The 13,190-nt window shown below is 67.0% G+C and carries 10 protein-coding genes and 1 tRNA gene; all 11 read left to right on the top strand.

Going from position 1 to position 13,190, the window contains the following annotated elements:
• Position 1 precedes the first annotated feature (1 nt).
• The 11 genes from E2F49_RS01280 to truB all read left to right on the top strand — a co-directional run bounded on the left by E2F49_RS01280 (position 2) and on the right by truB (position 13,151).
• On the top strand, positions 2-643 hold the full coding sequence (locus E2F49_RS01280) for an NADH-quinone oxidoreductase subunit J (RefSeq protein WP_055247258.1): 642 nt from the start codon (positions 2-4) through the stop codon (positions 641-643).
• On the top strand, positions 640-966 hold the full coding sequence (nuoK, locus tag E2F49_RS01285) for an NADH-quinone oxidoreductase subunit NuoK (protein ID WP_055247260.1): 327 nt from the start codon (positions 640-642) through the stop codon (positions 964-966). The genes E2F49_RS01280 and nuoK overlap by 4 nt, the downstream gene beginning before the upstream one ends.
• A gap of 7 nt (positions 967-973) precedes the next feature.
• The gene (gene nuoL, locus E2F49_RS01290; protein WP_133392289.1) at positions 974-3,121 is read left to right on the top strand and encodes an NADH-quinone oxidoreductase subunit L; all 2,148 of its coding nucleotides are present in this window, start codon (positions 974-976) and stop codon (positions 3,119-3,121) included.
• Between the two features lie 13 nt (positions 3,122-3,134).
• Entirely contained in the window at positions 3,135-4,649 is a 1,515-nt protein-coding gene (locus E2F49_RS01295) for an NADH-quinone oxidoreductase subunit M (protein WP_133392290.1), read from the top strand.
• Positions 4,650-4,836: 187 nt separating this feature from the next.
• Positions 4,837-6,288, top strand: a complete 1,452-nt coding sequence (gene nuoN / locus E2F49_RS01300) for an NADH-quinone oxidoreductase subunit NuoN (protein ID WP_133392291.1) — start codon at positions 4,837-4,839, stop codon at positions 6,286-6,288.
• Positions 6,289-6,435: 147 nt separating this feature from the next.
• A tRNA-Met gene (locus E2F49_RS01305) sits at positions 6,436-6,512 on the top strand.
• 218 nt (positions 6,513-6,730) lie between these two features.
• Positions 6,731-7,357: a ribosome maturation factor RimP gene (locus E2F49_RS01310; RefSeq protein ID WP_055247268.1), complete on the top strand. Its 627-nt coding sequence runs from the start codon at positions 6,731-6,733 to the stop codon at positions 7,355-7,357.
• Between the two features lie 8 nt (positions 7,358-7,365).
• On the top strand, positions 7,366-8,877 hold the full coding sequence (gene nusA / locus E2F49_RS01315; protein ID WP_055247270.1) for a transcription termination factor NusA: 1,512 nt from the start codon (positions 7,366-7,368) through the stop codon (positions 8,875-8,877).
• Positions 8,878-9,029: 152 nt separating this feature from the next.
• Positions 9,030-11,642 carry a translation initiation factor IF-2 gene (infB, locus tag E2F49_RS01320; RefSeq protein ID WP_133392293.1) on the top strand — a complete coding sequence of 871 codons (2,613 nt, stop codon included), beginning with the start codon at positions 9,030-9,032 and terminating at the stop codon, positions 11,640-11,642.
• Between the two features lie 128 nt (positions 11,643-11,770).
• The gene (rbfA, locus tag E2F49_RS01325) at positions 11,771-12,130 is read left to right on the top strand and encodes a 30S ribosome-binding factor RbfA (protein ID WP_055247274.1); all 360 of its coding nucleotides are present in this window, start codon (positions 11,771-11,773) and stop codon (positions 12,128-12,130) included.
• On the top strand, positions 12,105-13,151 hold the full coding sequence (gene truB / locus E2F49_RS01330; protein ID WP_133392294.1) for a tRNA pseudouridine(55) synthase TruB: 1,047 nt from the start codon (positions 12,105-12,107) through the stop codon (positions 13,149-13,151). The genes rbfA and truB overlap by 26 nt, the downstream gene beginning before the upstream one ends.
• Positions 13,152-13,190 lie beyond the last annotated feature (39 nt).

The following is a 13,190-nucleotide window of genomic DNA, read 5'->3' on the forward strand; positions in this document are numbered from 1 at the left end:
CATGGAAACCACGCTCATTGCATTTCTCGTCTTCGCCGCGATCACAGTGATGTCCGCGGTGGCGGTGATCAGTGCCCGCAATCCGGTGCACGCGGCGCTGTTCCTGGTGCTGACCTTCTTCTCCACCGCCTGCACCTGGTTGCTGGTCGGCGCCGAGTTCCTGGGCCTTGCCCTGGTGCTGGTCTACGTCGGCGCGGTGATGGTGCTGTTCCTGTTCGTGGTGATGATGCTCGACGTGGACGTCGCGCCGCTGCGCGAAGGCTACGTGCGCTATCTGCCCGTCGGCCTGGTCGTGGCGGTGGTGATGCTGGTCGAGATCGTCACGCTGATCGGCGTGGGTACGAAGATGACGCCCTACGGTGTCGACGCGGTCGACGCGGCCGGCGTGTCGAACACGGTGTGGATCGCGCGCCGTCTGTTCACCGACTTCCTGCTGCCGTTCGAAGTGGCCGCGGTCATCCTGACCGTCGCCGTCATCGCCGCGGTGATGCTGACGCTGCGTCGTCGTCCGGGCACCAAGCACCAGAACCCGAGCGAACAGGCGCGGGTGAAGGCCAAGGACCGCGTGCGCGTAGTGAAGATGGACGCGGTGCGTCCGGTCGCCGCACCGCCGGCGGGCGAGGGCGAGGGAGAAGCGAAATGACCGAGCTGTTCGGAACCGGCCTCGCGCTGGGCCATTACCTGTCGCTGGGCGCGGTGCTGTTCTGCATCTCGGTGGCGGGCATCTTCCTCAACCGGAAGAACGTGATCATCCTGCTGATGTCGATCGAGCTGATGCTGCTCGCGGTCAACATCAACTTCATCGCGTTCTCGCGCGAATTCGGCGACGCCGCCGGGCAGATCTTCGTGTTCTTCATCCTGACCGTGGCCGCGGCCGAGGCCGCCATCGGCCTGGCGATCCTGGTCACGCTGTTCCGCAACCGGCGCACGATCAACGTCGCCGAACTCGACACGCTGAAGGGCTGAGCCGGGCATGGAGTACACAGTTTCCAAGGGCATCCTGATCGCGATCGTCCTGGCCCCGCTGCTGGGTTCGATCATCGCCGGCCTGTTCGGCCGTCAGGTCGGCCGCGCCGGCGCGCACAGCGTGACCATCGGTGGTGTCGCGGTGAGCTGCGCGCTGTCGATCTACACGCTGTGGCAGCTGATGCAGGGCGCGCCGGTCTTCAACGAGAACGTCTACACGTTCTTCGAGGTCGGCAACTACTCGGCGCACGTGGGCTTCCTGATCGACAACCTCACCGCGATGATGATGGTCGTGGTGACCTTCGTGTCGCTGCTGGTGCACGTCTACACCATCGGCTACATGGAAGAGGATCCGGGCTACCAGCGCTTCTTCAGCTACATCTCGCTGTTCACCTTCTCGATGCTCATGCTGGTCATGGGCAACAACTTCCTGCAGCTGTTCTTCGGCTGGGAAGCAGTGGGTCTGGTGTCCTATCTGCTGATCGGCTTCTGGTTCAAGAAGCCGACCGCGGTGTTCGCCAACATGAAGGCGTTCCTGGTCAACCGCGTCGGCGACTTCGGCTTCCTGCTCGGCATCGCCGGCGTGCTGTGGTACTTCGGCTCGCTCGACTACGCGACCGTCTTCGCGGCGGCCGACGCGACGATCGGCGGCGGACAGACCATCCAGGTCATCGGCGGCTTCGAGTGGTCGGTCGCGACGATGGTCTGCATCTGCCTGTTCATCGGCGCGATGGGCAAGTCGGCCCAGGTGCCGCTGCATGTGTGGCTGCCCGACTCGATGGAAGGCCCGACCCCGATCTCGGCGCTGATCCACGCCGCGACCATGGTCACGGCCGGCATCTTCATGGTGGCGCGCATGTCGCCGCTGTTCGAGCTGTCGGAAACCGCGCTGCAGTTCATCCTCTTCATCGGTGCGACCACGGCCTTCTTCACCGGCCTGATCGGCATCGTGCAGAACGACATCAAGCGCGTCGTCGCGTACTCCACGCTGTCGCAGCTGGGCTACATGACCGTGGCGCTGGGCGTGTCCGCGTACTCGGCGGCCGTGTTCCACCTGATGACCCACGCCTTCTTCAAGGCGCTGCTGTTCCTGGCGGCGGGCTCGGTGATCATCGGCATGCACCACGAGCAGGACATGCGCAAGATGGGCGGCCTGCGCAAGTACATGCCGATCACCTTCTGGACCAGCGTCATCGGCACGCTGGCCCTGGTCGGCACGCCGTTCTTCAGCGGCTTCTATTCCAAGGACGTCATCATCGAGGCGGCCAAGGAAGCGAACGGCGGCGGCTGGGTCTACCAGTACGCGTACTGGTCGGTGCTGCTGGGCGCGTTCGTGACCTCGTTCTACAGCTTCCGCCTGCTGTACATGACGTACTTCGGCAAGGAGCGTTTCCGCGATGCGCATGCGTCCGACGACCACGCCGCGCACGATGCGCACGGCCAGGAAACCCATCACGAGCCGCTGCACGACGACGGGCACGGCCACGTCGCCGCATCGACGCACGATGCACACGCGCACGACGACCACGGCCACCATGGCGTGCACGAGCCGCACGAGTCGCCGTGGGTGGTCACGCTGCCGCTGATCCTGCTGGCGATCCCGTCGATCCTGATCGGCTACTTCACCGCCGGTCCGATGCTGTTCGGCACCGACTGGAGCGGTCACCACGAAGGCCAGTGGTTCTTCGACGGCGTGATCCATGTGCTGGCGTCCCACGACGTCATGGCCGCGGTCAAGGAAGCGCTTTGGCACGGCCCGAACGCGCTGGCGCTGCACGGCTTCATCGCGCCGGCGTTCTGGCTGGTCGTCGCCGGCTTCGTGCTCGCCACCGTCATGTACTGGTGGAAGCCCGAGCTGCCGGCCAAGGCCGCGCGCGTGTTCGCGCTGCCGATCAGGGTCCTGGAGCGCAAGTACTTCGCCGACGATCTGTGGATCGGTGGCTTCGCCGGCGGCGGCGTGGCGCTCGGCAAGTTGTCGCGTGTGTTCGACACCCGGCTCATCGACGGCGTGTTCGTGAACGGTCCGGCGCGTCTCGTCGGCCTGGTCGCGGGCGTCGTGCGCCGGCTGCAGTCCGGCGCCCTCTACCACTATGCATTCGCGATGATCGTCGGCCTGATCGTGTTGTTGGCCGTCCTCATCAAGTACTGGCGCTGACGGAAATATCGACGTGTCGAACTGGCCTCTTCTCAGTCTTCTGATCTGGCTGCCGATCCTCGGCGGTGCGTGCGTGCTCGCCATGGGCGACCGTCGCCCGGATCTCGCCCGCTGGACCTCGCTGGCGTTCGCGCTGGTGGTGTTCGCGATCAGCATCCCGTTGTTCACCGGCTTCGATTACGCCAACGCCGGCCTGCAGTTCCTCGAGCGTCGCGAGTGGATTCCGTCGCTGGGCATCGAGTACCACCTCGGCGCGGACGGCATCTCGGTCGCGCTGATCGTGCTGACCACGCTGACCACCGCGCTGGTGCTGATCGGCGCGTGGACCTCGATCACAAAGCGCGTGTCGCAGTACTTCGCCGCGATGCTGATCCTCGAGGGCATGATGGTCGGCGTGTTCGCGGCCGTCGACGCGATGCTGTTCTACGTGTTCTTCGAGGCCATGCTGATTCCGATGTTCATCATCATCGGTATCTGGGGTGGCGCGCGTCGCGTCTACGCGTCGGTGAAGTTCTTCCTGTACACCTTCCTCGGGTCGGTGTTCATGCTGGTCGCGCTGATCTACCTGTACCTGCAGGCCGGCAGCTGGCAGCTGCCCGACCTGTACGCGCTGCGGCTGTCGTCGACCGAGCAGATGTGGATCTTCTTCGCCTTCCTTGCCGCGTTCGCGGTGAAGGTGCCGATGTTCCCGGTACACACCTGGTTGCCGGACGCGCATGTCGAGGCGCCGACCGGCGGCTCGGTGATCCTGGCCGCGATCATGCTGAAGATCGGCGGCTACGGCTTCCTGCGCTTCAACCTGCCGATCACCCCGGACGCCGGCCACGAGTGGGCTTGGCTCGTCATCGCGCTGTCGCTGATCGCCATCGTCTACGTGGGTCTGGTGGCGCTGGTGCAGGAGGACATGAAGAAGCTCGTCGCCTATTCGTCCGTCTCGCACATGGGCTTCGTGACCCTGGGTGTATTCATCGCGTTCGCGCTGGTGCGCGACGTCGATGGTGGCGGCGATGCCGCACGTCTCGGCCTGCAGGGCGCGATGGTGCAGATGGTCAGCCACGGCTTCATCTCCGGCGCGATGTTCTCGTGCATCGGCATCCTCTACGACCGCATGCACACCCGCATGATCAAGGACTACGGCGGGGTCGCGAATGTGATGCCGTGGTTCGCCGCGTTCTACGTGCTGTTCGCGATGGCCAACTCCGGCCTGCCGGGCACCTCGGGCTTCGTCGGCGAGTTCATGGTCATCTTGGCCGCGTTCCAGGCCAATCCGGTGATCGGCTTCTTCGCGGCGATGACGCTGATCATCGGCGCCGCCTACACGCTGTGGCTGGTCAAGCGCGTGCTCTACGGCGAAGTCGCCAATGCACACGTCGCCGCGCTCAAGGACATCAATGCCCGCGAGGCGCTGGTGCTGGGCGTGTTCGCCGCGGGCACGCTGCTGATCGGCGTCTATCCCAAGCCGCTGACCGACCTGATGGAACCGTCCATCGCGCAACTGGCGAACCTGATCGCCGCAAGCAAGCTTTGAGGGTGAGCAGACGCGTGCTTGGCGGGCGCCCTCAAGACGGCCGCCGCGTCTGGGAACGACCGGCCACGGATGGCCGGTCAGGACAATCCGGAGTCGCCCATGTCTCGCCATGGACGGCATCGGTTGATGATCGAATCAGTGTGATCCGTTGGATTGCCGAGGAACGTGTGAAGTGATTAACAATCCGATGACGCCCCCCGTCCGCACCCTGGCCGAACTCGGCCCGATCGTGCCCGAGCTCGTCGTGGTGCTGGGCGCGTTCGCCCTGCTGATGCTCGACCTGTTCATCGATCCGCGCCGCCGCGTGATCACCCACGTGCTGGCCGTGGCGACGCTGCTCGCCGCCGCCGCGCTGATCGCCTTCGGCGTGGGCGGGCAGGGCAGCACCCTGGCCGACATGTTCGTGCGCGACACCGGCGCCGATGTGCTCAAGGTCGTCGGCCTCGTGGTCGCGGCAATCGCGCTGGGCTATGCCTGGACCTATCTGCGCGAGCGCGCCCTGTACCAGGGCGAGATCCCGGTGCTGTTCCTGTTCACCGCCGCCGGCATGATGCTGCTGGTCTCGGCCAACAATCTGACGATGGTCTACGTCGGTCTGGAACTGCTGGCGCTGTGCTCGTACGCGCTGGTCGCCTGCGACCGCGACAACAAGTTGGCCTCCGAAGCGGCGATGAAGTACTTCGTCCTCGGCGCACTGGCCTCGGGCATGCTGCTGTTTGGCATGTCGCTGGTCTATGGCGCGGCCGGCACGCTGTCGCTGCCGGGCATCCATGACGCGATCGGCGGCCTGTCGAGCGACGGCCGCGTGCTGATGCTGACCGGCATGGTGTTCCTGATCGTCGGCATCGCGTTCAAGTTCGGCGCCGCGCCGTTCCACATGTGGCTGCCCGACACCTACCACGGCGCGCCGACGCCGATCGTCGCCTTCATCAGCTCGGTGCCCAAGCTCGCCGCGTTCGGCATGACCTGGCGCCTGCTGGAAGTGGGCCTGTCGCCGCTGCACGACCAGGCGCAGATCCTGCTGTCGATCCTCGCCGCGCTGTCGCTGGTGGTGGGCAACCTGTTCGCGATCGCGCAGACCAACCTCAAGCGCATGCTCGCGTATTCGACGATCTCGCACGTCGGCTTCCTGTTGCTCGGTCTGGCCGGCGGCGGCGAAACGGGTTACGCCTCGGCGATGTTCTACGTCGTCAGCTACGCGGTGATGTCGGCCGCCTCGTTCGGCGCCATCGTCATGCTGTCGCGCAACGGTTTCGAGGCCGAAGAGATCGACGACTTCAAGGGTCTCAACCAGCGCAGCCCGTGGATGGCCGGCCTCGTGCTCTGCATCATGGCCTCGCTGGCCGGCGTGCCGCCGTTCCTGGGCTTCTGGGCCAAGCTGGCGGTGCTGCAGGGCGCGCTGCAGGGCGACCTGCTGTGGCTGGCGATCGTCGCGATCGTGTTCGCGGTCATCGGCGCGTTCTACTACCTGCGCGTCATCAAGGTCATGTACTTCGATGCGCCGGAGAACGCGCAGCTGGTGCAGCGCCCCGGTACGCCGATCCGCACCGTGTTCGCCCTGAACGTGCTCGCGCTGCTGGTCGTGGTGCCGTTCTTCAGCCCGCTGATGGCGTGGTGCCAGCAGGCATTCGCCGGCTGAACGATCGAGGCTGGCAATACGCGCGTCATCTGGTTAAGATGCGCGCCCGGTCGCCGCGACGCGACGGCCGGGGGAAGTTCGAAGGACGCGGAATCGTTCGAAACTTCTTGCAATATCGAAGAGAAATCTTCATAATTCCGTTTCTGATGCGGGGTGGAGCAGTCTGGCAGCTCGTCGGGCTCATAACCCGAAGGTCGCAGGTTCAAATCCTGCCCCCGCTACCACATTCGACGCAGTACTCAGGACGCATCTCCGGATGCATCGACGCGAAGAATCTGGGCTTGCCGAAGCAACTGCTTCGCTTCGGCGCCGACATCCAGTGGTATCGGACAAGGGGCCCGTCGGGCCCTTTGTCGTTTTCCACGATCGGAAAACCGCAAGGCGCTCCAGACGCAGCAAGCGACGATCGTGCGGTACCGGACACACAACCGACGAGGGCACAGTGGCGGACAAGGCGACTCAACTCACGGAACTGCTGGCACCGACCGTCACGGCACTCGGGCTCGAGCTGCTGGGCATCGAGTATCTGCCGGCGCCGGGTGGTGCACTGGTGCGCATCTACATCGACGTGCCCGCCGGCACCGAAGTGGGCCAGGCCGACGCGGAAGGCGAGGGCGGTCAGGGCGTCACGATCGAACACTGCGAGGCGGTCAGCCGCGAAGTGTCCGCGCAGCTCGACGTCGAGGACCCGATCAGTGGCAACTACACGCTGGAAGTCTCGTCGCCGGGCATCGACCGTCCGATCTTCAACGCGGCGCAGTTCGCGCAATTCGTCGGCCAGACCGTCAAGGTCGGCCTGAAACTTCCGCAGGAAGGACGTCGTCGCCTGACCGGGCGCATCGTCTCGGTCGAAGGCGACACGATCACCTTCGACATCGACGGCAACGCGTTCGTCGCGCAGGCCGACAACGTCGACAAGGCACGCATCGTGCCCGACTGGGCCGCGCTCGGCCTGGCGGCGTCGAAGGACAAGAAAGAGAACGGCCGCGCCACCGGCGCGACCCGCAAGGCCAACCACACACCACGTGACAACAAGCGGTCCGACGATCCGTCGACCGGTGCGGAGTGAATGAAAAGATGAGCAAGGAACTGTTGCTGGTCGTCGACGCGGTCGCCAACGAGAAGGGCGTGCCGGAATCCGTGATCCTGGAGGCCATCGAGGCCGCACTGGCCACCGCGGCCAAGAAGCGCTACGTGGACCAGGACGTGCTGACCCGCGTGTCGATCGACTCGAAGGACGGCAGCTACGAGACCTTTCGTCGCTGGGAGGTCGTGGCCGATGACGTCGTGATGGAATCGCCGGATCGCCAGATCCGTCTGATGGACGCCGTCGACGAAGCCGAAGGCGTCGAGGTCGGCGACTACATCGAGGAGCAGATCGAGAACGTCGACTTCGGTCGCATCGCCGCCCAGGCCGCCAAGCAGGTCATCGTGCAGCGCGTGCGCGAGGCCGAGCGCCAGCAGGTCGTCGATGCGTGGAAGGATCGCGTGGGCGAGCTGGTCACCGGCGTGGTCAAGCGTGTCGAGCGCGGCAACGTCTACGTCGACCTCGGCGGCAACGCCGAAGCGCTGATCCCCAAGGACAAGGCCATTCCGCGCGACGTCGTGCGCGCCGGCGACCGCGTCCGCGGTTTCCTGTTCGACGTGCGCAGCGAGCCGCGTGGCCCGCAGCTGTTCATCAGCCGCGCCGCGCCGGAATTCATGATGGAGCTGTTCAAGCTCGAAGTGCCGGAAGTCGGCCAGGGCCTGGTCGAGATCAAGGCCTGCGCACGCGATCCGGGCGACCGCGCCAAGATCGCCGTGCTGGCCTACGACAACCGCACCGATCCGATCGGTGCCTGCATCGGCATGCGCGGTTCGCGCGTGCAGGCCGTGAGCAACGAGCTCAACGGCGAGCGCGTCGACATCGTGCTGTGGTCGGACAACCCGGCGCAGTTCGTCATCAACGCGATGGCCCCGGCCGAAGTGCAGTCCATCGTCGTCGACGAGGACAAGCACGCGATGGACCTGGCGGTCGCCGAGGACAAGCTCGCCCAGGCGATCGGCAAGGGCGGCCAGAACGTGCGCTTGGCCAGCCGCCTGTCGGGCTGGCAGCTCAACGTGATGACCCAGGACCAGGTCACCGCGAAGTCGGAGGCCGAACAGGCCACCGCGCGCCAGCTGTTCATGGACAAGCTGGAAGTCGACGAGGAAATCGCCGGCATCCTGGTGTCCGAGGGCTTCGGCACGGTCGAGGAAATCGCCTACGTGCCGGTCGGCGAGCTGCTGGCCGTCGAAGGCTTCGACGAGGACATCGTCGAGGAACTGCGTGGCCGCGCCCGCGACTCGCTGCTCAACGACGCGCTCGCGGTCGAAGAAGACCTCGACGAGCACGCGCCGGCCGACGACCTGCTGGCCCTCGAAGGCATGGACGAGGCGACCGCGTACGCGCTGGCCGCCAACGGCGTGCGCACCAGCGAAGACCTGTCGGACCTGGGTGCGGACGAAGTGGTCGAGTTCGGCATCGAGGACCTCGACGAGGCCCGCGCCGCCGCGCTGATCCTGGCCGCGCGCGCCGAAGAGATCGCGCGCCTGGAACGGGAAGGCTGACGGGTCGCGCCCGACCGGTGCACCGCACCGGTCGCACGCGGCCGCAGGCCCTGGAATACGGTCCAGTTCGGAACGCATCCCATGCAGCGGTAGAATGAGCAATCCACTGCGCCCCGCACTTCGCGGCGGCGCGCAAGGAACCGGAATCACGAATGTCGCAACAAACCACCATCCGCAAGCTGGCCGCACTGGTGAACACGCCGGTCGAGAAACTGCTCGAGCAACTGTCCGAAGCGGGCATGCCGTTCAGTGATCCCGACCAGAGCGTGACCAGCGCCGAGAAGCTCAAGCTGCTGGGCTTCCTCAAGCGCGCGCACGGCAAGGGCGATGCCCCGGCCGAGGAAGCGGCCGCGCCGAAGAAGATCACGCTCAGCCGCAGCCGCAAGCAGGAACTCACGGTCGGTGGCGGCAAGAACCGCCAGACGGTCGATGTCGTCGTGCGCAAGAAGGTCACGCTCAGCCGGCCTGCCGATGGCGCCGCACTCGACCCGGACGCCGAACGCGCCGAGATCCTGCGCAAGCTCGAAGAATCGCGTGCGAAGAACCTGTCCGAGCAGCAGCGCCTGGCCGAGGACGACCGTCGTCGCGCCGAGGAAGCCGAAGCGCGCAAGCGCGAGGCCGAGGCGGAAGCCGAGCGTATGCGCGAGCAGGCCGCCGCGGCCGCCGCCGCGCCGCCGGAAGAAGTCGAGGCCGTCCGCCGTCCGCCGAGCACGCATGGCCACGGCCACAAGCCGGCCGCGCCCGCGCGCCCGGACGATCGCAATGCGCCGGCCGGTGCCAAGCACAAAGGCAACCGCGGCTCGCACGCGATGGTCAGCGGCGTCGAGGACGACGACAAGACCGCGCGTTTCGCCGGCCAGCTGCACCTCAGTGCGTCGGACCGCGCACGCCGCAGCAACAGCAACACGCGCGGCAAGCCGCAGCGTGGCGGCCCACAGCGTCGCGGCAGCGCGCCCTCGCGCAGCAGCGGCGGCCCGCACGGGTTCGAACGTCCGACCGCGCCGGTCCAGCGCGAAGTCGCGATCGGTGATGCGATCACCGTGGCCGACCTCGCCCAGAAGCTGGCGATGAAGGGCGGCGACGTGGTCAAGGCGCTGTTCAAGATGGGCGTCATGGCGACCATCACCCAGACGATCGATCACGACACCGCCGTGCTCGCCGTCGAGGAACTGGGCCACACCGCCGTGCGTGCCGCGGCCGACGACGCCGAGAGCGAACTGATCGCGCACGTGGGCGAAGCCCAGGGCGATCTGGTCGCACGTCCGCCGGTCGTGACCATCATGGGTCACGTCGATCACGGCAAGACCTCGCTGCTCGACTACATCCGCCGTACCAAGGTGGCCGGTGGCGAAGCCGGCGGCATCACCCAGCACATCGGCGCGTACCACGTCGAAACCGACAAGGGCGTCATCAGCTTCCTCGACACGCCGGGCCATGCCGCGTTCACCTCGATGCGCGCGCGCGGCGCCAAGCTCACCGACATCGTGATCCTGGTGGTCGCGGCCGACGACGGCGTCATGCCGCAGACGGTCGAGGCGATCCAGCACGCGAAGGCGGCGAAGGTGCCGTTGATCGTCGCGATCAACAAGATCGACAAGTCCAGCGCCGACCCGTCGCGCGTCAAGAACGAACTGCTCGAGCACGAAGTCGTGGCCGAGGACTTCGGTGGCGACGTGCAGATGGTCGAGCTGTCGGCCAAGACCGGCCTGGGCGTGGACGACCTGCTCGACGCGGTCTCGCTGCAGTCCGAAATCCTCGAACTGCGCGCGGTCGCACAGGGCCGCGCCAGCGGCACGGTCATCGAATCCTCGCTCGACAAGGGCCGCGGCCCGGTCGCGACGGTGCTTGTGCAGCAGGGCGAACTGTCGCGTGGCGACTACCTCGTGTGCGGCGTGCAGTTCGGCCGCGTGCGTGCGCTGTTCGACGAGACCGGCAACCAGGTGCAGGCGGCGGGTCCGTCGATCCCGGTGCAGGTGCTCGGCCTGTCGGGCGTGCCGGACGCGGGCGATGACTTCGTCGTCGTCGCCGACGAGCGCCTCGCCAAGGAAGTTGCGCAGCAGCGCGAGACCAAGCGTCGCGAGACGCGTCTGGTCGCCGCCGCCGGCAACCGCATGGAAGACATCATGGCGCAGATGGGCCAGGCCGAGCAGCAGCTGTCGCTCAACCTGGTCGTCAAGGCCGACGTGCAGGGTTCGGTCGAGGCGCTCAAGCAGGCCCTGACCGCGCTGTCGAACGACCAGATCCGCATCAACATCATCGTCTCGGGCGTCGGCGGCATCACCGAATCGGACGCCAACTCGGCGGCCGCGGCGAAGGCCACGATCATCGGCTTCAACGTCCGCGCCGACGCGTCAGCGCGCAAGGTGATCGAGAACAGCGCGCTGGACCTGCGCTACTTCTCGGTGATCTACGACGTGATCGACCAGGTCAAGCAGGTCGCCTCGGGCATCCTGGGCATGGAGATCCGCGAAGAAATCATCGGTATCGCCGAGGTCCGCGACGTGTTCCGCAGCTCGAAGTTCGGTGCGGTCGCCGGCTCGATGGTCATCGAGGGCGTGGTCAAGCGTTCCAAGCCGATCCGCGTGCTGCGCGACAACACCGTGGTGTTCGAGGGCGAGCTGGAATCGCTGCGCCGCTTCAAGGAGAACGTCGACGAGGTGCGCAACGGCACTGAGTGCGGCATCGCCGTGAAGGCCTACAACGACGTCAAGCCGGGCGACCAGATCGAGTGCTTCGAGCGCATCGAGGTCCAGCGCACCCTGTAAGGGCGCGCTCGGCTTCATCACCGGCGGCCGGGCTCCGTACACGCGGACCCGGCCGTTGGCGTCACAGGCGCCGCGTTTTCCGCTTCACCGTCATCCGATCCAATCGCAATCCGATCCAGGTCATCACAGTGCCCACGAAATCCTTCCACCGGACCGACCGCGTCTCCGCCCAGCTCCGTCGCGAGCTCGGCACGCTCGTGCGCGAGGCGGTGTCCGAGCACGGCCTGCCGTCGGTCAGCGTGTCCGACGTCGAGGTCACCCGCGACATGGCCCATGCCAAGGTCTTCGTGACCGCGCTGCAGTCCGAGCGTTCGGCCGAAGCCGTCAAGGGCCTCAAGGCCGTCGCCCACGAGATCCGCTTCCGCCTGGCGCGCGCGGTCAAGCTGCGCCACGTGCCGGAACTGCATTTCCACTACGACGATTCCGTCGACCGCGGCGAGCGCATCGACAACCTGCTGCGCGATGTCGGCGAATCCTCCGCCGACTGACGCCGGCGCGCCGCCTGCGACCGCGCAACGCCCACGCGGCAAGCGGCGCCAGTCGGACCGTCCGCGCACCCAGTTCCGCAAGCTCGACGGCATCCTGCTGCTCGACAAGCCGCGCGGCATGAGCTCCAACCAGGCGCTGCAGCGCGTGCGGCACCTGTTCCGCGCCGAGAAGGGCGGCCATACGGGCAGCCTCGATCCGCTGGCGACCGGCCTGCTGCCGGTGTGCTTCGGCGAGGCGACGAAGATCGCCGGCGGCCTGCTCGGCGCACGCAAGGCCTACACCACCGTCGCACGGCTCGGCCAGGTCACCGATACCGACGACGCCGACGGCGAAGTGCTGCGCGAGCGCCCCGTGCCGGCGCTGACCATCGAAATCCTCGACGCCGCACTGTCGCAACTGGTCGGCCGCATCCAGCAGCGCCCGCCGATCTACTCCGCGCTCAAGCGCGGTGGCGAGCCGCTGTACGCCAAGGCCCGCCGCGGCGAGATCGTCGAAGTCGACGTCCGACCGGTCGACGTGCACGCCTTCGAACTGCATTCGGCCGCCGACCTGCTCGACGGCGTGCTCGAACCCGATGGCCACCCGCAGCTGCGCCTGCACGTCGAGTGCGGCTCGGGCACCTACGTCCGCAGTCTGGTCCGCGACCTCGGTGAACTGCTGGGTTGCGGCGCACACGTCGCCGAGCTGCGGCGCAGCTGGGTCGACCCCTTCCGCGATCCGCGCATGTGGACGCTCGAGGAGCTGCAGGCGCTGGCGGCCCGTGGCGAGGCCCAGCTCGAAGCCTGCCTGCTCGACATGGAGGCCGGCATGCTGGCCTGGCCGACGGTGCACGTCGATGCCCGCCAGGCCGCGCGTCTGCAGAACGGCCAGGACCTGCCGGGGCCGTACGCGCCGACCGGCGAGGTCGCCATCGTCGGCCCGCGCGGCCGCGCCGAAGGCCTGGGGCAGGTGGACGCCGACGGGCGCCTGAAGCCGCAGCGCATGTTCCGCCGTGCGGACGCCGGCACGATCGCGGGCTGAATAGCCGCCTTGTCCGGCCGGGGTGCTGGCGGTACAATT

The organism is Luteimonas terrae (assembly GCF_004358165.1).
Taxonomy (GTDB): domain Bacteria; phylum Pseudomonadota; class Gammaproteobacteria; order Xanthomonadales; family Xanthomonadaceae; genus Luteimonas; species Luteimonas terrae.